Annotated in this window: 21 protein-coding genes; 10 read left to right on the top strand and 11 right to left on the bottom strand. The window is 68.2% G+C overall.

The features are described 5' to 3' along the window. The first annotated feature begins 168 nt into the window (after positions 1-168). Positions 169-1383, top strand: coding sequence for a glucose-1-phosphate adenylyltransferase (gene glgC / locus AT701_RS24885; RefSeq protein WP_058126796.1), 1215 nt, complete (start codon positions 169-171; stop codon positions 1381-1383). On the opposite strand, the gene AT701_RS24880 is transcribed toward glgC, so the two are convergent. The 6 genes from AT701_RS24880 to AT701_RS24855 all read right to left on the bottom strand — a co-directional run bounded on the left by AT701_RS24880 (position 1337) and on the right by AT701_RS24855 (position 6494). Further along, positions 1337-1954: a DUF4126 domain-containing protein gene (locus AT701_RS24880; protein ID WP_058126795.1), complete on the bottom strand. Its 618-nt coding sequence runs from the start codon at positions 1952-1954 to the stop codon at positions 1337-1339. The two genes, glgC and AT701_RS24880, sit on opposite strands and share 47 nt — an antisense overlap. Before the next feature lie 13 nt (positions 1955-1967). Next, positions 1968-2642, bottom strand: coding sequence for a methyltransferase family protein (locus AT701_RS24875; RefSeq protein WP_058126794.1), 675 nt, complete (start codon positions 2640-2642; stop codon positions 1968-1970). Positions 2643-2661: 19 nt separating this feature from the next. Further along, positions 2662-4224, bottom strand: coding sequence for an ABC transporter permease (locus AT701_RS24870; protein ID WP_058126793.1), 1563 nt, complete (start codon positions 4222-4224; stop codon positions 2662-2664). After that, entirely contained in the window at positions 4221-5123 is a 903-nt protein-coding gene (locus AT701_RS24865; protein ID WP_011730297.1) for an ABC transporter ATP-binding protein, read from the bottom strand. The genes AT701_RS24870 and AT701_RS24865 overlap by 4 nt, the downstream gene beginning before the upstream one ends. Beyond that, the gene (locus tag AT701_RS24860; RefSeq protein ID WP_014878228.1) at positions 5120-5779 is read right to left on the bottom strand and encodes a TetR/AcrR family transcriptional regulator; all 660 of its coding nucleotides are present in this window, start codon (positions 5777-5779) and stop codon (positions 5120-5122) included. Before AT701_RS24860 ends, AT701_RS24865 begins: the two co-directional genes overlap by 4 nt. Before the next feature lie 82 nt (positions 5780-5861). Beyond that, complete coding sequence (locus AT701_RS24855) at positions 5862-6494, bottom strand: O-methyltransferase (RefSeq protein ID WP_058126792.1); 633 nt, start codon at positions 6492-6494, stop codon at positions 5862-5864. A 176-nt stretch (positions 6495-6670) separates the two neighbouring features. Here AT701_RS24855 and sigE point away from each other — a divergent pair, with 176 nt between their 5' ends. From sigE to tatB, 4 genes are all read left to right on the top strand, one after another. Then, the gene (gene sigE / locus AT701_RS24850) at positions 6671-7444 is read left to right on the top strand and encodes an RNA polymerase sigma factor SigE (protein WP_036453631.1); all 774 of its coding nucleotides are present in this window, start codon (positions 6671-6673) and stop codon (positions 7442-7444) included. A gap of 88 nt (positions 7445-7532) precedes the next feature. Then, positions 7533-7931 carry an anti-sigma E factor RseA gene (gene rseA, locus AT701_RS24845; RefSeq protein WP_003896479.1) on the top strand — a complete coding sequence of 133 codons (399 nt, stop codon included), beginning with the start codon at positions 7533-7535 and terminating at the stop codon, positions 7929-7931. A gap of 48 nt (positions 7932-7979) precedes the next feature. Then, a complete protein-coding gene (gene htrA, locus AT701_RS24840) occupies positions 7980-9476 on the top strand; it encodes a serine protease HtrA (protein WP_003896478.1) in 1497 nt (498 codons plus the stop codon). A 2-nt stretch (positions 9477-9478) separates the two neighbouring features. Continuing rightward, on the top strand, positions 9479-9877 hold the full coding sequence (tatB, locus tag AT701_RS24835) for a Sec-independent protein translocase protein TatB (RefSeq protein ID WP_003896477.1): 399 nt from the start codon (positions 9479-9481) through the stop codon (positions 9875-9877). A 6-nt stretch (positions 9878-9883) separates the two neighbouring features. On the opposite strand, the gene AT701_RS24830 is transcribed toward tatB, so the two are convergent. The 4 genes from AT701_RS24830 to AT701_RS24815 all read right to left on the bottom strand — a co-directional run bounded on the left by AT701_RS24830 (position 9884) and on the right by AT701_RS24815 (position 14279). Beyond that, entirely contained in the window at positions 9884-11020 is a 1137-nt protein-coding gene (locus tag AT701_RS24830; protein ID WP_003896476.1) for an Mrp/NBP35 family ATP-binding protein, read from the bottom strand. An 11-nt stretch (positions 11021-11031) separates the two neighbouring features. Then, entirely contained in the window at positions 11032-12333 is a 1302-nt protein-coding gene (locus AT701_RS24825) for a lytic transglycosylase domain-containing protein (protein WP_081319576.1), read from the bottom strand. A gap of 114 nt (positions 12334-12447) precedes the next feature. Continuing rightward, positions 12448-12996 (bottom strand): DUF1003 domain-containing protein, encoded by a 549-nt coding sequence (locus AT701_RS24820; RefSeq protein WP_003896473.1) that lies wholly within the window; start codon positions 12994-12996, stop codon positions 12448-12450. Beyond that, positions 12993-14279: a magnesium transporter MgtE N-terminal domain-containing protein gene (locus tag AT701_RS24815; RefSeq protein WP_003896472.1), complete on the bottom strand. Its 1287-nt coding sequence runs from the start codon at positions 14277-14279 to the stop codon at positions 12993-12995. Before AT701_RS24815 ends, AT701_RS24820 begins: the two co-directional genes overlap by 4 nt. A 25-nt stretch (positions 14280-14304) precedes the next feature. Here AT701_RS24815 and AT701_RS24810 point away from each other — a divergent pair, with 25 nt between their 5' ends. Beyond that, complete coding sequence (locus AT701_RS24810; RefSeq protein ID WP_081319727.1) at positions 14305-15261, top strand: HpcH/HpaI aldolase/citrate lyase family protein; 957 nt, start codon at positions 14305-14307, stop codon at positions 15259-15261. Between the two features lie 18 nt (positions 15262-15279). On the opposite strand, the gene AT701_RS24805 is transcribed toward AT701_RS24810, so the two are convergent. Continuing rightward, a complete protein-coding gene (locus AT701_RS24805) occupies positions 15280-15729 on the bottom strand; it encodes a DUF4190 domain-containing protein (RefSeq protein WP_011730291.1) in 450 nt (149 codons plus the stop codon). Between the two features lie 68 nt (positions 15730-15797). Here AT701_RS24805 and AT701_RS24800 point away from each other — a divergent pair, with 68 nt between their 5' ends. From AT701_RS24800 to AT701_RS24785, 4 genes are all read left to right on the top strand, one after another. Continuing rightward, entirely contained in the window at positions 15798-16310 is a 513-nt protein-coding gene (locus tag AT701_RS24800; RefSeq protein ID WP_014878223.1) for a YflT domain-containing protein, read from the top strand. Between the two features lie 164 nt (positions 16311-16474). Then, positions 16475-17872, top strand: coding sequence for an ABC transporter substrate-binding protein (locus AT701_RS24795; RefSeq protein ID WP_058127721.1), 1398 nt, complete (start codon positions 16475-16477; stop codon positions 17870-17872). Further along, a complete protein-coding gene (locus AT701_RS24790; RefSeq protein WP_003896467.1) occupies positions 17869-18786 on the top strand; it encodes a carbohydrate ABC transporter permease in 918 nt (305 codons plus the stop codon). The genes AT701_RS24795 and AT701_RS24790 overlap by 4 nt, the downstream gene beginning before the upstream one ends. Positions 18787-18797: 11 nt before the next feature. Next, a complete protein-coding gene (locus AT701_RS24785) occupies positions 18798-19622 on the top strand; it encodes a carbohydrate ABC transporter permease (protein WP_174519690.1) in 825 nt (274 codons plus the stop codon). Positions 19623-19625: the final 3 nt, after the last annotated feature.

Genomic DNA, 19625 nt, shown 5'->3' with positions numbered 1-19625 from the left:
CCCCACGCATAGGCGATCACCGAGATCGTGACAGAGAACCGAGCGGTGTTCTGTTCGACGTTTGTAGCGCGCTGATTTTGGTTAAACCGAACTCGTGCCGACCCGGATCGCGTTGATGAATCGTGTCATTGGCATGCCGCACGGCAGGCAGACGGATAGGTTTGAGCCATGAGGGAGTTGCCACATGTGCTGGGCATTGTCCTGGCCGGCGGAGAGGGCAAGCGGCTGTATCCGTTGACGGCCGACCGAGCCAAGCCAGCGGTTCCCTTCGGGGGTGCGTACCGGCTGATCGACTTCGTGCTGTCGAATCTGGTCAACGCCCGATATCTCCGAATTTGCGTTCTCACGCAATACAAGTCGCACTCCCTCGACCGGCACATCAGCCAGAACTGGCGGTTGAGCGGTCTGGCCGGTGAGTACATCACGCCCGTGCCCGCCCAGCAACGCCTCGGCCCGCGCTGGTACACCGGTTCGGCCGACGCCATCTACCAGTCGCTCAACCTCATCTACGACGAGGATCCCGACTACATCATCATCTTCGGCGCCGACCACGTGTACCGCATGGACCCCGAGCAGATGATGCAGTTCCACATCGAGAGCGGCGCGGGCGCCACCGTCGCGGGCATCCGGGTGCCGCGCTCGGAGGCCAGCGCGTTCGGGTGCATCGACGCCGACGAGTCGGGCCGCATCCGTGAATTCATCGAGAAGCCCGCCGACCCGCCCGGCACGCCCGACGACCCCGAGCAGACGTTCGTCTCGATGGGCAACTACATCTTCACCACGAAGGTGCTCATCGACGCGATCCGCGCCGACGCCGACGACGACCATTCCGACCACGACATGGGCGGCGACATCATCCCGCGTCTCGTCTCCGACGGTATGGCCGCGGTCTACGACTTCAAGAACAACGAGGTGCCCGGGGCCACCGAGCGCGACCACGGATATTGGCGCGACGTCGGAACGCTCGATGCGTTCTACGACGCCCACATGGATCTGGTGTCGGTGCACCCGGTGTTCAACCTGTACAACAAGCGCTGGCCCATCCGCGGCGAGTCCGAGAACCTCGCCCCGGCCAAGTTCGTCAACGGCGGCTCGGCTCAGGAGTCGGTGGTCGGCGCCGGCAGCATCATCTCGGCCGCATCGGTGCGCAACTCGGTGCTGTCGTCGAACGTGGTGGTCGACGACGGCGCGATCGTGGAGGGCAGCGTGCTGATGCCGGGTGTGCGCATCGGACGCGGCGCGGTGGTGCGCCACGCGATCCTCGACAAGAACGTCGTCGTCGGCCCCGGCGAGATGGTCGGCGTCGATCTCGACAAGGACCGCGAGCGCTTCGCGATCAGCGCGGGGGGAGTGGTTGCGGTGGGGAAGGGTGTGTGGATTTAGCGCGTCGTCTGCGCCAACGCCACAACCGGAAAGCGCCCCACGCCATCAGCGCCAACGCCACCAGCACCAGGACCGGCAGCAGGATCGCGACGATCACCAGACCCACGCTCGTGACGTCCTCGACCGTCGACAGCACGGGCGCCGCCACGCCCGCCGAGGCCACGTTCGCGGCAGGGCGCACCGCGGTCTTGGTCAACGAGACGACGAGTGCCGTCACCACCCCGATCGCGACCGGGATCCACTGACCGGACTGCGCGAACGCTCCCGGATCGGTGACCGCGGCCGTCTCGGCGGCGGTGCCCGAGCCGAAGACGATTCCGCCGGCGGTGGGCCGCACGAACGTCTGGATGGTGTCGTTGACGGTGTCGAGCGCGGGAATCTTGTCGGCGACGATCTCGACCACGAGCAGCACCGCGACGATCGCCATCACCCAACCGTTCTCCAGCCAGGCCCATCCGGCGGGCAGCGCGACCAGGTCGGTGAACCGCGACAGCAACCCCAGCGCCAGCAACGGGATATAGGCGTTCAGGCCTGCGGCGGTGGCCAGTCCGAACCCGGTCAGCAACTCCACAGCGTCATTATCGTCACCACAGGCCGGGCACGAGCCGGTACCGGATCTTCTGCCGGTACTCGTCGTAGCCGCGCAGTTCGGCGACCAGCATCTTCTCCTCGTCGAGGATGCGGAAAACCAGCACCGGCAGGCCTGCCGTGGCGACCAGCAACGCCCAGAACGAGCCGAGCGCCACGGGCGACGCGAGAATCATGACCAGGGCCCAGGAGTACATGGGATGACGCACCCAGCCGTACATGCCGGTCGAGATCACCTGCTGTTCGGCCTCGACGCGGATGGTGGCCGCGGCGAAGCGGTTCTGGAAGATGACCACCTGCGACAGCACCAGGCTCACCACCACCACGACATCGGCCGCCAGGGCGAGCCATGCGGGCACCGACGACCACCCGAAGCGACGGTCCAGCGCGCTGACGATCAGCACGGCGAGCACGGCCACCACGAGCGCGACCGCGGCCACCTTCTGCGCGCTCCGCGTCTCGGCGGTCGGGCCGGCATGCAGGCGGCGCTGCAGCGTGACGGGATCGGTGACCGCGAGATAGAAACTCGGGATCAGCGTGCCCGCGAGGAACACCGCGATGAAAACCCATGCCTGCCAATAGTCGAACGTGCCCGCGGGCCAGAACAGCGCGACCGCGAAGAACGCCAGCCCCAAGACTCCGGACGCCACGGCCTGAAGTAACAGTTTCACGGGAACCTCCTGTCCGAGATCAGACGGCGTCGCGGCGGCGGTAGATTCCGCCCGCCGCACACGCCAGAAGCACTGCCACAACCGTCATCACGGCCAGAGCTGTCACCGGATAGTCCATCGGGGCGGTCGTCCTACCCACCGGCGACAGGTCGAGAAGCCAGCGCGGCAGCCGCAACAGCGCACCGAGATAGAGCGCGACGATCACGAATGTCACTGCCAGCCAGGCGATCCAGGGCGTCCGCAGCGCGACGGCCAGCGTCGCGACCGCGGCCATGACCGCCAGCGCGGGAAGGTACGCCAGCGCGGCGAGCGCCAGGCGTCCCACGGTCGGCAGGTCGCCGAGCGTGAGCCCCGCGCCAAGGCCGTTGCCCACACCCGCACACAACAACACCATCGCGGAACCGAGCACGGCGGCCGCGGTCGCACCGAGCAGCCAGCGCCAGCGCGACACCGGCCCGGCGAGCACCGCCTCGGCCAGGCCGTTCTGCTCGTCGTCGTGCAACCGCAGCACCCCGGACACGGTGTACGCCGCCGCCGCGGCCGCCAGGAACTGCGTCATGGTGGTGTACGCCCCGTCAGGGCCCTGTGCGGCCAGCACCTGCGCGATCAACTCGTTGGTGTGAGCCGCGTCCATCAGCGACTTGGTCATCGACCCGAAAGCCAGGCCTGCCACGAACAATCCGACGCCCCAGGCGATCGTCTGCCCGCGGTGCAGCCGCACATGCAGAGCGAGGACCCCGGTGATCGGCGCCGCGTCGGGCCGGTCACCGGTCGCGGGAATGGTGCCGTCGTCGTACTGGCGCCGCGCCTCGGCCACGGCGGCCAGCGCGATGAGCGCCACGGCGAGCAGCACGAGCAACGCGAACGGCCACCAGCGCAGCGCGACGAACGGGCGCATCTGCTGCGCCCAGGCGATCGGGGAGAACCAACTGAGGAGGCTGCCCGAGTTGTCGATCACGTCGCCGGCCCCGCGGACCAGCGCGGCGACACCGAGGGCCGCCATCGCGGCGCCGGTGGCCGCGCGCGCCTGGCGCCACATCTGCGCGGTGAGCGCGGCGAGCGCACCGAACACCATGGCCACGCCCGACACACCGAAAGACATCGCGGCGCTGTCGGCCGGTGCGAAACCGCTGACCGTCATCGCCAGCGTCATGGCCACGGCGAGAACGACATTGACACCCGCCACCAGGACCAGCGCCGCGGTGGTGCGGGCATGGCGGCCCACGACCGAGGACAGCACGAGTTCGGCCGCGCCGCTCTCTTCCTCGGCGCGCGTGTGGCGGATCACGGTGAGAATCGACAGGATCGACGCCGCGACCATGAGCGTCAGCATCAACTCGTTGGCCATCATGGCCCCGAGGTCGGTCTCGTTGACGCCGAACATCGGGCCACCCAGCATCATGCCGGCCGGGGTCTTGAGCAGCTCGACCCGTGACTGCCTTTGCGCCTCATCGGGATACGTCATACGGATGGTGTTGGGTGCGTACACCATCGTCGACGTCAGCACCGCGATCCAGACGGCCAGGCGCACCCGGTCGCGCCGCAGCGCCAGACGTACCAGGGCGCCTGCGCCGGTGATCACGGGACGGCTCCCTGATACTCCCGCAGGAACATGTCCTCCAGCGAGGCGGGCGTGACGGTCAGGTCGTCGATACCCAGGTCGATCAGGTGTTCCATGACGAACTCCAGGTCGGTGCGGTCCACCGAGAAGCGCAATTGCCCGTCGCGGCAATCGAAGTCGTGGACATAGGGCACATCGCGCAGAACGCGGCCGTCCGAGTGTGTGCGCACCGTCACCGTGGTGCGCATCAGGTGCCGCAGTTCGGCCAGTGTCCCGGAACGCACGGTGCGCCCCGAGCGGATGATCGTCACGTCGTCACACAGTTTCTCGACCTCGGCGAGGATGTGACTCGACAGCAGCACCGCGGCGCCGCGCCCGGCCACCTCGGTGACGCACTGCTGAAAGGCCTGTTCCATCAAGGGGTCCAGGCCTGAGGTCGGCTCGTCGAGGATGTAGAGATCGGCCTCGCACGAGAACGCCGCGATGATCGCGACCTTCTGCCGGTTGCCCTTCGAGTACGTGCGCGCCTTTTTGTGGGGATCCAGTTCGAACCGGTCGATCAACTGATTGCGTCTGCGCACATCGACGCCGTCGCCGCGCAGGCCGCACAGGAAATCGATGGCCTGCATCCCGGTGAGGTTGGGCCACAACATGACATCGCCCGGTACGTAGGCGATGCGGCGGTGCAGTTCCACGGCGTCGTGCCAAGGGTCGCCGCCGAGCAGGCGCACCGTGCCGCGTTCGGCACGCAACAGTCCCAGCAGCACGCGGATCGTGGTGGACTTCCCCGCGCCGTTGGGGCCGAGAAAACCCACGATGTGGCCGTACGGCACTGTCATGTCGAGACCGTCGAGCGCCCTGGTGCGCCCGAAAGACTTTGTCAGTCCGTGGATCTCGACCGCGACCGATGAGCGTGTCATGTCGCCTCCTCCGAGGTGCCGGTGAACGGGACGCCGGCTTCGCGTTGGTGCAGGAAGGTCTCGTACATCGTGGTGTCGGCCATCAGGCCGTGGCTGTAGATCTCGAGGGCGGGCAGCATCATGTCCTCGCCGTAATCGCGCAGTACGGCACGCAGATCCGTCGGGTTGTCGTGCATCTGCAGGTAGAGCAGGAACCCGCCACCGCCGCAGATCGCGAGGAACCGGGCACGTGCCCGCGGGTCACGGCTGGGCTTGAGCATGCCGGTGCGGACGCCTTCTTCGAGGTACTGCTCGGCGTTGTCGACCATCCGGCGCCAGAACTTCTTCGCCAGTTCGCTGCCGGACTGCATGCTGCGCACGAGATAGGCCATCAGCGGCGCGTACGACTCGATCTCGGCCACGTAGGCCAGCCAGGTCGCCGGATCGGATGCGTGCATGGATTCGGTCTTGAGCTCGAGGATGACCTCGGCGACGTGGTCGTCACATGCCTTGCGCAGGCCCTCCTTGGAACCGAAGTGGTGGATCACGAGTGCCGCGCTGACCCCCGCGGCCTCGGCGATGCTGCGCAGGCCCACGTTGAACCCGTGCTGCCCGAACTGCTCGATCGCGGTGTCACGGATCCGGGCCATCGCGGTTCGATCGTCCACTAAACGCATGTTCAACATGCTAAACGCATGTTCAGCCCAAAGGGAAGGGGCTGGCGCGGCACGATTTCGTGAAAAGTCGCGGAGAGAAAAGTCAGTCGCGGACGGCGGCGAGAAGGCCGTCGCCGAGGGGGATCAGCACCGGGGTGAGCCGCTCGTCCTCGGCTATCAGGCGCGCGGCCTCGCGCACCGCGGTGACCTCGGCGTCGCGCGCGCTGGCGTCGCCTGCGCGTCCGCCCAGCGCGGCGCGGTGCACGACGATCGCGCCGCCCGAACGCAACAGACGCACACCCTCGACCACGAACTGCGGCTGGTCGACCGGGTCGGCGTCGATGAACACCAGGTCGTAGGACTCGTCGGCCAGGCGCGTGAGTACTTCCTGCGCGCGTCCGCTGATCAGCCGGGTGCGCCCCGGCCCGACGCCGGCCTCGGAGAAGCCCTGCTTGGCGATGCGCTGGTGCTCGGGTTCGACGTCGATCGTGGTCAGCACGCCGTCGTCGCGCATCCCCGACAGCAACCACAGGCCGCTCACGCCCGCGCCGGTGCCGACCTCGACCACGGCGCGACCGCCGGTGAGGCGCGCCAGCACGCTCAGCAGCGCACCGACCGCGGGGGTGACGGCTCCGGCGCCGATGTCATCGGCGCGCTCGCGGGCCGCCGCGACGATCGCGTCCTCGGAGATCGACCGTTCTGCGTGCGTGACGATCGCCTCGGCTGAGCTGGCCATGTTCCGCAGCGTAGGCGACAGCCTTGCGTCCGTACTGCGACACACCGACGTGCTAAGGCGCGCGTCGTGAAAATCTCACTGGTTTTCGCAGGTGAAAAGCCGTATGGTCGGGTTTCTCAGCGAAAGTTCAGTTTGCTCATATACCTGCCACACCGGCATGGGGAACTGTATCCCGCATGGAACACGACGACCGTCGCGCCAGCCAAGTGCGTGCCGGGAACAACCACGTTGTAATTCGTGTTGAGCAAATCGAGAACAACGCAGTTCACGAGCAGGAGGGTTCAACCACCATCGCATCGCAGCCCGTCACCGCGACCCACGCCGCCCCCGTCTCGATGGCCCACCTCGAACAGTTCACCGACAGTGACTGGGTGGAGCCGTCCGACGAGCCGACCGGCACCGCGGTATTCGATGCCACCGGTGACCAGGCGGCCATGCCGTCCTGGGACGAATTGGTGCGTCAGCACGCCGACCGGGTCTACCGGCTCGCCTACCGCTTGTCGGGCAATCAGCACGACGCCGAGGACCTGACGCAGGAGACGTTCATCCGCGTGTTCCGCTCGGTGCAGAACTACCAGCCGGGCACCTTCGAGGGCTGGCTGCACCGCATCACCACCAACCTTTTCCTCGACATGGTGCGCCGCCGCGGGCGTATCCGCATGGAGGCGCTGCCCGAGGACTACGACCGCGTGCCCGCCGAGGATCCGAACCCCGAGCAGATCTACCACGATTCGCGCCTGGGTGCGGATCTGCAGGCCGCCCTCGACTCGCTGCCTCCGGAGTTCCGCGCCGCGGTGGTCCTGTGCGACATCGAGGGTCTGTCCTACGAGGAGATCGGCGCCACGCTGGGCGTCAAGCTCGGAACTGTGCGCAGCCGCATCCACCGCGGCAGGCAGCAGCTTCGCGATTACCTCGCCAAGCATTCGTCGGAAACCGCACAGTCCGCCTGAGCTGGATGTCGATCACAGCTTCGCGCGCTACATTCAGGACTGAGAACAGGTGAGGCAAAGGCTTGTGCGAACCGAGAGGAGCTGGGTGATGGCGGACCCGGGACATGTGTTCCGTCGGGCGTTCTCCTGGCTGCCGTCGCAGTTCGCCTCTCAGAGCGACGCACCTGTCGGCGCCCCGCGGCAGTTCGGTTCGACCGAGCACCTGTCGGTCGAGGCGATCGCGGCGTTCGTCGACGGTGAGCTGCGGATGTCGGCGCACCTGCGCGCCGCCCACCACCTGTCGCTGTGTCCGGAATGCGCGGCCGAGGTCGACGCGCAGAGCCAGGCGCGTACGGCGCTGCGGGAGTCGTGTCCCATCGCGATCCCGAACTCGTTGTTGGGGATGTTGTCGCAGATCCCGCACCGCACCCCAGAGGTGACGCCGGACGTGTCTGAGCAGGCCAAGTTCGCCGATGACCCGACGCGGGGCCGGCGTAAGCGCCGGTAGGGTAGACGCCGACACGCGATCGGCTCCGATAGAGAGTGTGAAACACCGGTGACCAACCAGGAACAGTCCGGGGACGGCGGCCGTCTGGCCCCACGCCCCGTCGAGCGGCCACCCGTCGACCCGGCTGCGCAGCGCACGTTCGGCAGGCCTGCCGGTGTCGAAGGATCGTTCCTCGGCGCGGGCCAGTACCAGGACCAGGGCGAGTACGCCCCCAAGGACCAGCCGCCCGATCCCGTGCTGGCCGAGGCGTTCGGACGCCCCCGCGGCACGTCCGAGACCCTGCAACGTCACCCCACCGACGCCGGAGCGCTGGAGGCCGAGCGCCTGGGCGACGAGGACGTCACCGACGATCCGTGGCGTGATCCGTCCGCGCCCGTCGCGCTGGGCACACCCGCGCAACCCCCGCCACCGCCGGTCTATGTCAACGCGCCGACCGGCAAGCTCGGACTGCGGGAGGTGCTGTTCGGCGGCCGCGTCTCCTGGATCGCGCTGCTGACGCTGGCCCTGGTCGCGGTGCTGATCGCGTTCGTCGGCGGCTGGGTGGGACAGAAGACCGCGGGCACCGTGCAGGCGTTCACCACCTCGAAGGTGACGCTGGAGACCGGTGACCATCCGGACCCCGACGCGGGCCGCTTCGAGCAGGTCGCCGCCGCGGTGGCCGATTCCGTCGTCACGATCGAGGCCAAGAGCAAGACCGAGGGGTCGCAGGGTTCGGGCGTCGTCGTCGACGGCAAGGGCTACATCGTCACCAACAACCACGTGATCTCCGAGGCCGCCACCAAGCCGGCCGACTTCCAGATCACGGTCGTGTTCAACGACGGCAAGGAAGTGCCCGCCAACCTGGTCGGGCGCGATCCCAAGACCGACCTCGCCGTCCTCAAGGTCGACAACGTCGACAACCTGACCGTGGCCAAGCTCGGCGACTCCGAGAAGATCCGCGTCGGCGAGGAAGTGATCGCCGCGGGTGCGCCGCTGGGCCTGCGCAGCACGGTCACCCATGGCATCGTCAGCGCCCTGCACCGGCCGGTGCCGCTGTCGGGTGACGGCTCGGACACCGACACCGTCATCGACGGTGTGCAGACCGACGCCTCGATCAACCACGGCAACTCCGGTGGACCGCTGATCAACATGAACGCCGAGGTCATCGGCATCAACACGGCGGGCAAGTCGCTTTCGGACAGCGCGAGCGGTCTGGGCTTCGCGATCCCGGTCAACGAGGTCAAGCAGGTCGTCGAGACGCTGGTCAAGGACGGCAAGGTCGCGCACCCGACGCTGTTGGTGAACGCCGTGACGGTCAGCAACAGCGTGGCCTCCGGCGCCCAGATCAAGAACGTGGTCGGCGGCGGTCCCGCCGATCAGGCCGGGATGCTGGAGAACGACGTCGTCGTCAAGGTCGGTGACCGCAAGGTGGCCGACGCCGACGAGTTCGTCGTCGCGGTGCGTCAGCTCAAGATCGGCCAGGAAGCGCCCATCGAGGTGGTGCGCGACGGGCGTCCGCTGACCCTGATGGTGACGCCCATCGGCGACGACCAAAAAGCCCAGTAACGATGTTCGCCAACATCGGATGGGGCGAGATGCTCGTGCTGGTCATCGCGGGTCTGGTGATCCTCGGCCCCGAACGCCTGCCCGGTGCGATCCGGTGGACGTCGGGCGCGCTGCGCCAGGCCCGTGACTACGTCAGCGGCGCCACCAGCCAGCTGCGTCAGGATCTGGGGCCCGAGTTCGACGATCTGCGTGAGCCGCTGCAGGAACTGCAGAAGCTGCGCGGCATGACGCCCCGCGCGGCGATCACCAAACATTTGCTCGACGGCGACGATTCGTTCCTCACCGGCAAGTTCGACGACGAGCGTCCCAAGCAGCAGCCGCAGACCCCGGCCGCGCAGGACAAGCCCGAAGAGAAGCCGGACAAGCCCGCCGGGCCGGTGTTCGACCCCGACGCGACCTAGACGCCGTCAGCGGCGCGTCGGGTCCAGGCCCAGCGACATCCCGGCGAGGCCACGCTTGCGCGCCGACAACGCGTCGGCCACCTTGCGCAGTTCCTTGCCCGCGGGCGAATCCGGCGCCGACAGCACGAGCGGCACACCCGCGTCGCCGGCCGACACCAGCGCGGGATCCAGCGGCACCTGACCCAACAGCGGCACGTCGGCGCCGATCGAGCGGGTGAGCGATTCGGCGACCAGGCGGCCGCCGCCCTCACCGAACAGTTGCATGACGGTGCCGTCGGGCATCAGCAGACCGGACATGTTCTCGACCACACCGGCGATGCGTTGGCGGGTCTGCAGGGCGATCGCGCCTGCGCGTTCGGCCACCTCGGCCGCCGCGAGCTGCGGCGTGGTGACCACGAGGATCTCGGCTCCGGGGATGAGCTGCGCGATGGAGATCGCGACGTCACCCGTGCCGGGCGGCAGATCGAGCAGAAGGACGTCGAGGTCGCCCCAGTACACGTCGGCCAAAAACTGCTGCAGCGCGCGGTGCAGCATGGGCCCGCGCCACACGACGGGCGTGTTGCCCTGCGTGAACATCGCGATCGAGATGACCTTCACGTCGTGTGCGACCGGCGGGAGGATCATCGAGTCGACCTGCGTCGGCCGGTCGGTGGTGCCCATCATGCGCGGCACCGAGTGGCCGTAGATGTCGGCGTCGAGCACGCCGACGGTCAGACCGCGCGCGGCCATCGCCGCGGCCAGGTTGACCGTGACGCTGGACTTTCCGACGCCGCCCTTGCCCGACGCGACGGCGTAGACGCGGGTGAGCGAGTTCGGCTGCGCGAACGGGATCACGGGCTCACGGGAGTCGCCGCGCAGCATCTTGCGCAACTCGGCACGCTGCTCGTCGTTCATCACGTCGAGGCTGACCTTGACGGCTCCGGTGCCGGGTACGTCGGTGACGGCCGCCGACACCAGGTCGGAGATCTCGTTCTTCTTGGGGCACGCAGAGGTGGTCAGGTAGATCTCGACGTGCACCGAATGGTCGGGCTCGATCGAGATGCTCTTGACCATGCCGAGTTCGGTGATCGGCCGACGCAGTTCGGGGTCGATCACCTTGGCCAGCGCGGCGCGTACCGCTGATTGCAGCTCAGATTCGGACATCACCGCCGAGTCTACGGCGACTCGGGGGCAGGACCGGGGGCCGGTCCCAGGACCGGCGCGGGTGCGGGACCCGGTGCGGGACCAGGTGCCGGGCCCGGCGCGGGACCGGGTGTGGGCGCTGCGGGTGGGGGACCCGGTGCCGGTGCGGGCGGTGCCTGCTCACCGAGGCAGAACACGACGCACTCGGGCTGACGCGGCGGCTGCTCCCACGGCGGGATCCAGCGCGGGGGTTCGGGCGGCGCGGCGGGCGCGGTGGGCACGGCCTCGGCGGGTCCGGGCAGCGGGCCGAGGACCTGGTTGGGCGCGAAGCCCAGGTTGGCCGCGGGCACGCGCGTGGCCGTCACATTGCTGTCCAGCACCGGGATCAGTGCAAGCGGATCGTCGGGCGGCAGGCCGAGCGCGTTGACGGGCAGCCCGGGGCCGAGACCCTCTTTGCGTTCCAGATGGCTGTCGCCGAGCGCGGGGATCTCGCCCGTGATAGGCGGCAGATCGACGGGCACCACACCCGTCGCGTACGCCGCGGCCCAGCCGAGGACGTTGCGCGCGTAGGCGATCGAGTTGTTGTACCGCAGGATCGCGGTCATCACCTGCGACTGGTCCCGCAGGTTCAGTCCACCGCTGCACAGGTAGCGCGCGGCTGCCAGTGAGGCGTCGAAGAGGTTCTGCACGTCGGCCTTGCCGTCGCCGTCACCGTCGGAGGCGTACCGCGCCCATGTGCCGGGCAGGAACTGCATGGGGCCCATGGCGCGTGCGTACGTGACGCGGCCGGCCTGGGCGCTCTGCACGATGATCTCGTTGCCGGGCAGCGTGCCGTCGAGTGCGGGGCCGTAGATGGGACGCACCGCGGTGCCGCGTGCGTCGGTCTGCCCGCCGTTGGCGTGCATGGACTCGATGCGACCGATACCGGCCAGCAGGTTCCAGCTCACGCCGCAGCCCGGGTAGGCCGCGGCCATCATGCGCTCGGCGTTGCGGTAGGCGTTGAGTGCCATACCCGGGATGCCAAGCGCCCCTGGGCTGTTGACGACGACCGCGGGTGGCGGAGCGGACACCGCAGTGGTGGTGGCGATGTGGAACTTGGTGGGCGCCTTGGCCGCTGCCACCACCGCCGGACCGTCGTGGTCGATCTGAGGTTGGACGGCGGCCAGCGGTGTCACCGCGGCGTCGCTGCTGCCGTGGTGCGGCGGGGCGGAGGCGCCGACGGCACCGGCGAGGATCAGCGGGGCCAGGGCCGCGGCACCGACCATCGGGGTGCGCATGAACCGGCCCGCACGGTGTCGAGCGGCCTGGATGGCCGCACCTCCCCCTATGCGCACTTAACCGTCCTTAGGTCCGCTCAGTCTGACAACCGTCGTTTGTGAACCAAGTCACCATACCTAGTACAGGTTCTCCTGTTGCGACAATGGGGTGGTCATTTCGGAGCGACGGGCTCAGCCACCGCGTTTGGACCGGCGCTCGCCGCCGTCGCCTTTGCCTGAGCCGGCCCGATCGGTGGTCGGCGGGGGTTGCTGCAGTTCGCTGATCATGTCGCGGATCTCCTCAAGCTCACGCCGCAGGTAATCGCGCGTCGCGACCTCGCCGATCGCCAGGCGCAGCGACGCGAGCTCACGGGCCAGGAACTCGGTGTCGGCCTTGGTCTGCTCGGCCCGGCGACGGTCCTCTTCGAGTGAGACGCGGTCGCGGTTCTCCTGACGGTTCTGCGCCAGCAGGATCAGCGGTGCGGCGTACGCGGCCTGCGTCGAGAACGCCAGGTTGAGCAGGATGAACGGGTACGGGTCCCACTCGTAGCCGACGGCGAACAGGTTGAGCGCGATCCAGACCACCACGAAGATCGTCTGGATCGCCAGATACCGTCCGGTGCCGAGGAACCGCGCGATCGACTCGCTGACCCGGCCGACGGCCTCGACGTCGACCTGCAGGCGAGGGCCACGCCATACGCGGGGGGTGTCCAGCCGCTGGCGTGATGTGGGCTCGCTCATGAGCCGCTCACCCGGAGTTCGGGTTCGTCGGTCTCGCGCCAGTCGTCCGGTAGCAGGTGATCGAGCACGTCATCGACCGAGACCGCGCCCACCAGGTGGTTCTGCGAATCGACGACAGGCCCGCACACCAGGTTGTACGCCGCGAAGTAGCGGGTCACCGCGGCGAGGGAGTCCTCGGGGCTCAGCGTGGGCAGATCGTTGTCGACGATGCCGCTGACCAGCGTGGCCGGCGGTTCGCGCAGCAGGCGTTGCAGGTGTACGCAGCCCAGGTAGTGCCCCGTGGGCGTCGCGGTCGGCGGGCGCGCGACGAAGGCGAGCGACGCCAGTGCGGGTGTGAGGTCGGGGTCGCGCACACGCGCGAGCGCCTCGGCGACCGTGGTGTCGGGAGCGAGGACCACGGGCTCGGAGGTCATCAGACCGCCCGCGGTGTCGGGGGAGTGGGCCAGCAGCCGTCGCACGTCCTCGGAGTCCTCGGGGTCCATCCGGCCCAGCAGCACCTCGGCATCGGCGGGCGTCATCGCGCCCAGCAGGTCGGCCGCGTCGTCGGGGTCCATGGCCTCAAGCACGAGCGCGGCACGTTCGGTGTTGAGCCCGCGCAGCACGTCGGCCTGCTCATCCTCGGGAAGCTCCGCGAGCACGTCGGCGAGCCGGTCGTCGTCGAAGGCGCGGAACAGCTCGTAGCGCCGTTTGGGCGGGAGCTCGCGCAACGCCTCGGCGACCTCGACGGGGCGCTGTCCCTCGAACTGCTCCAGCAGCGAGGCGACGCCCTGATCGGGCATGGCGAGACCCGACGGCGTGAGGCCGTGCACGTTCTGCCATTCGACGACGTACACGTTGCTGCGTCGGCCGAGCCTGCGCTGCTGGCGCACCGCGAAGCGCGTCACCACCCAATCGCGTGTCCGGGTCTGCTCGATGCCCAGGTCGACCACCACGACGTCCACCCCGGCGAGCTCGGGCAGGTCCGGATCCTCCACGCGCACGCGCGTCTCCAGCACCTGGCCCAGCACCAGCACCTCACCGGGCCGCTGGACGAACTTGCGCAGCGAAACACTGCCCGTCGCGAGTGTGACCGCACCCGGCTCGATCGCGGTGACGCGCAGGATCGGTACGAAAATCCTTCTGCGGGTGAGCAATTCGACGACCAGGCCGATGACCCTCGGCTGCTGGCGGACGATACTGATGCTGATCACCACATCGCGTACACGGCCGATGGATTCGCCGTCGGGGCCGAGAACCACCAACCCCGCAAGCCGGGCCGCGTAGACCCTGTTCACCGCCGCCATGAGTCAAAGGGTAGAGACTGTGGGCGTGGAGAACACGTATCGGCCCCGTAGAACCTGCCTCTCGGTTCCGGGAAGCAGCGCGAAGATGATCGAAAAGGCGAAGACCCTGCCTGCGGATCAGGTCTTCCTCGACCTCGAAGACGCGGTCGCGGCCGACGCCAAGGCGCAGGCGCGCACGCAGGTCGCGGTGGCGCTCGCCGAGGACGGGTGGGCCGGGCAGTTGCGCGGCGTGCGGGTCAACGACTGGACCACGCCGTGGACGTACTCCGACGTCATCGAGGTGGTCTCCACGGCCGGTGCGCATCTCGACCTGATCGTGCTGCCCAAGGTGACCGACGTGTCGCACGTGCACGCGCTCGATCTGCTGCTGACGCAGTTGGAGCAGACCCACGGCCTGCCTGTCGGCCGCATCGGCATCGAACCGCAGATCGAGGATGCCCTCGGTCTGACCAACGTCGAGGCCATCGCGGCGGGCCCGCGGGTGCAGGCGCTGGTGCTCGGCCCGGGTGACATGGCGGCGAGCCTGCGGATGCGCACGCTCGAGGTCGGCGGCCAGCCCGACGGTTACGACATCGGCGACGCACACCACCACGTGCTGATGCGGATTCTGATCGCCGCACGCGCGCACGGCATCAACGCGATCGACGGTCCGTACGTGAAGGTGCGCGACGTCGAAGGGTTCCGCCGCGTCGCGGCGCGTTCGGCGGCGTTGGGCTACGACGGCAAGTGGGTGCTGCATCCCGATCAGATCGCGGCGGGCAACGAGATCTTCGCGCCGCGCCAGAAAGACTACGACCACGCCGAACTGATCCTCGAGGCCTACGAGTGGCACACCTCGCAGGCAGGCGGCGCCAGGGGCGCGGTCATGCTCGGCGACGAGATGATCGACGAGGCCAGCCGCAAGATGGCGCTGGTGATCGCCGCCAAGGGGCGCGCGGCCGGGCTCTCGCGCACCGGCGAGCGGTTCCGCCCGCCGGCCTGAGCGGGCTCGGTCCGGCGCTCAGTTGGGCGCGACGGCCGCGCCGATGAGGAGCAGGACGAAGTACAACGCGATGCCCACGGTGACGAAGGCACCGATCACGGTGCCCGCCACGGCGATCCCGTAGCCGTCCTGACCGGTGCGGCGGGTCTCGCGCATCCCGAGGATGCCGAGGACCAGCCCGGCGAGGCCGGGCAGGCAGCACAACATTCCCGCCAGCGAGCACACCAGCGACGCGATCGCGAGCCCGTTGGTGCCGGGCGGCCTGCCGTACGGATCGAACGGCGCGTAGGAGAATCCGGGCTGCGGCGGCGGGTAGGGCGGCGGAAACGCGGCGGGTGGGGGAGAGTAGGGATAGTCCACCGGCGCAAACGGATCCGGCTGCGCCGGCGGGTATCCGGGCTGGTAGGCGGGAGGTTCGCCCGATCCGGATGGCGGCGTTCCGCCCGCTGGGCCGTCCGGGTTTGTCATGCTTTCAACCTAGCGCACAGTCAACCGGCCGCCCTGGGCACGGACGGCACAGATGGAGAGTGAGATAGATGACCAGTCCCTTCCAGTCCGGACAGAACCCCGGTAAGACGCCAGGCAGTCCGATGCGGGGTGCGCTGCCGACGCCGCCGCGCGGCTGGCCGATCGGTTCGTACCCCACCTACGCCGAGGCGCAGCGCGCCGTGGACTACCTTTCGGATCAGCAGTTCCCGGTCCAGCAGGTGACGATCGTGGGCGTCGACCTCATGCAGGTGGAGCGCGTGACCGGCCGGCTGACCTGGCCCAAGGTGCTCGGGGGCGGCGTGCTCTCGGGCGCGTGGCTGGGTCTTTTCATCGGTCTGATCCTCGGCTTCTTCAGCCCGAATCCGTGGAGTGCGCTGCTCACGGGCCTGATCGCCGGTGTCTTCTTCGGCCTGATCACCTCGGCGATCCCGTATGCGATGGCTCGCGGCACAAGAGATTTCAGTTCGACCATGCAACTCGTCGCGGGGCGCTACGACGTGCTGTGCGATCCGCAGAACGCCGAACAGGGCCGGGATCTGCTGGCGCGCTTGACGATCTGAGGGGGCCGGATGTCGCGCTGGCAAGCACAGTCTGGTCACGATTGCGACGCGCGGCAGCAGAAGTGTTGCATCTCACGTGCATCTGGCTCTACGGTTTGCGCGCGGGAGGTTCCCGCCCCGAGCCGCTCCGGCGGCGAATTCGGACGGTGAACGGAGGCGGAGCGGTGCGCGCTCGGCGGCTATGTGCTGCGGCAGTGGCCGCGATGGCGGCGGCATCGATGGTGTCGGCATGCGGTTCACAGACCGGCGGCATCGTCATCAACTACTACACCCCGGCAAACGAGGAAGCGACGTTCAAAGCCGTCGCCAACCGCTGCAACGAACACCTCGGCGGCCGGTTCCAGATCGCACAGCGGAATTTGCCCAAGGGCGCCGACGACCAACGGTTGCAGTTGGCGCGCAGGCTCACCGGCAACGACAAGAGCCTCGACGTGATGGCGCTCGACGTGGTGTGGACCGCCGAGTTCGCCGAAGCCGGTTGGGCCGTGCCGCTGTCGGAGGACCCCGCTGGTCTCGCCGAGGCCGACGCGACGGAGAACACGCTGCCCGGGCCACTGGAGACGGCCCGCTGGCAGGATGAGCTCTACGCCGCGCCCATCACCACCAACACCCAATTGCTGTGGTACCGCGCTGATCTGATGCCCGCGCCGCCCACCACGTGGGACGGCATGCTCGACGAGGCCAACCGCCTGTACCGCGAGGGCGGCCCGAGCTGGATTGCGGTTCAGGGCAAGCAGTACGAAGGCATGGTGGTGTGGTTCAACACGCTGCTGCAGAGCGCGGGCGGTCAGGTGCTGTCCGACGACGGGCAGCGCGTCACGCTCACCGACACCCCTGAGCACCGTGCGGCAACCGTCAAGGCGCTGCAGATCATCAAATCGGTTGCCACCGCGCCGGGTGCGGACCCCTCGATCACCCAGACCGACGAGAACACCGCCCGGCTGGCACTCGAACAGGGCAAGGCCGCGCTCGAGGTGAACTGGCCGTACGTTCTTCCGTCGCTGCTGGAGAACGCCGTCAAGGGCGGCGTGTCGTTCCTGCCGCTCGACGGCGATCCCGCGCTGCAGGGCAGCATCAACGACGTCGGCACCTTCTCGCCCACCGACGAGCAGTTCGACATCGCGTTCGACGCGAGCAAGAAGGTCTTCGGGTTCGCGCCGTATCCGGGTGTGAATCCCGACGAACCGGCCCGGGTGACCCTGGGCGGGCTGAACCTGGCCGTCGCGAGCACCAGCCAGCACAAGGCCGAGGCGTTCGAGGCGATACGGTGCCTGCGCAATGTGGAGAACCAGCGCTACACCTCGATCGAGGGCGGTCTGCCCGCTGTGCGCACATCGCTGTACGACGATCCGGCGTTCCAGAAGAAGTACCCGCAGTACGAGATCATCCGTCAGCAGCTCACCAATGCCGCTGTGCGGCCGGCCACGCCGGTCTACCAGGCGGTGTCCACCCGGATGTCGGCCACGCTCGCACCGATCTCGGACATCGACCCCGAGCGCACCGCAGACGAACTCACCGAAGCCGTACAAAAGGCGATCGACGGTAAGGGGCTGATTCCGTGACCGCCGCTGTGACCCCCTCGGCCTCGGCCGTGGCCTCCGACGACAAGAAGTCCGAACGCAGGCTCGCGTTCTGGCTCATCGCTCCCGCGGTGCTGCTGATGCTCGCGGTGACCGCGTACCCGATCGGGTACGCGGTGTGGCTGAGCCTGCAGCGCTACAACCTCGCCGAGCCGCACGACACCGAGTTCATCGGCCTCGCCAACTACGTGACGGTGCTGACCGACGGGTACTGGTGGACGGCGTTCGCGGTGACGCTGGGGATCACCGTGGTATCGGTGGCCATCGAGTTCGCCCTCGGGCTCGCGCTCGCACTCGTCATGCACCGCACGATCTTCGGCAAGGGCGCGGTGCGCACGGCGATCCTGATCCCGTACGGCATCGTGACCGTGGCCGCGTCGTACAGCTGGTACTACGCGTGGACGCCGGGCACCGGCTACCTGGCCAACCTGCTGCCGGAAGGGTCGGCGCCGCTGACCGACCAGCTGCCGTCGCTGGCGATCGTGGTGCTCGCCGAGGTGTGGAAGACCACGCCGTTCATGGCGCTGCTGCTGCTCGCGGGTCTCGCGCTGGTGCCGCAGGATCTGCTGAACGCCGCACAGGTCGACGGTGCGGGTCCGTGGAAGCGCCTGACCAAGGTCATCCTGCCGATGATCAAACCCGCGATCCTGGTGGCGCTGCTGTTCCGCACGCTCGACGCGTTCCGGATCTTCGACAACATCTACATCCTCACCGGCGGTTCCAACGACACCGGTTCGGTGTCGATCCTGGGCTATGACAACCTGTTCAAGGCGTTCAACGTCGGCCTGGGTTCGGCGATCAGCGTGCTGATCTTCCTGTCGGTGGCGATCATCGCGTTCATCTACATCAAGATCTTCGGTGCGGCCGCACCGGGATCCGACGAGGAGGTCCGCTGATGGCCGATCGGGTGGATGCCCGGCGGGCAACGTGGTGGAGCGTCGTCAACGTCCTGGTGATCGTCTATGCGCTGATCCCGGTGCTGTGGATCCTCAGCCTGTCGCTCAAGCCGACGTCGAGCGTCAAGGACGGCAAGCTGATTCCGTCGGAGATCACGTTCGCGAACTACAAGGCGATCTTCTCGGGTGACGCGTTCACCTCGGCACTGTTCAACTCGATCGGCATCGGGTTGATCACCACGATCATCGCGGTCGTCATCGGCGGTATGGCGGCGTACGCCGTGGCGCGCCTGCAGTTCCCGGGCAAGCAACTGCTGATCGGCGTCGCGCTGCTCATCGCGATGTTCCCGCACATCTCGCTGGTCACACCGATCTTCAACATGTGGCGCGGCATCGGGCTGTTCGATACGTGGCCCGGCCTGATCATCCCGTACATCACGTTCGCGCTGCCGCTGGCGATCTACACGCTCTCGGCGTTCTTCCGTGAGATCCCTTGGGATCTGGAGAAGGCCGCGAAGATGGACGGGGCCACGCCCGCACAGGCGTTCCGCAAGGTCATCGCGCCGCTGGCGGCCCCCGGCATCGTCACGGCCGCGATCCTGGTGTTCATCTTCGCGTGGAACGACCTGCTGCTGGCGTTGTCGCTCACCGCGACCCAGCGGGCGATCACCGCGCCCGTGGCGATCGCGAACTTCACGGGCAGCTCGCAGTTCGAGGAGCCGACAGGATCCATCGCGGCAGGCGCGATGGTCATCACGATCCCGATCATCATCTTTGTTCTGATCTTCCAGCGGCGCATCGTCGCTGGCCTGACATCCGGTGCGGTAAAGGGGTAATTG

This window comes from Mycolicibacterium smegmatis (assembly GCF_001457595.1).
Classification (GTDB): domain Bacteria; phylum Actinomycetota; class Actinomycetes; order Mycobacteriales; family Mycobacteriaceae; genus Mycobacterium; species Mycobacterium smegmatis.
Note: the sequence above shows the minus strand (reverse complement) of the source record. Positions and strands in the feature narration are given on the sequence as shown.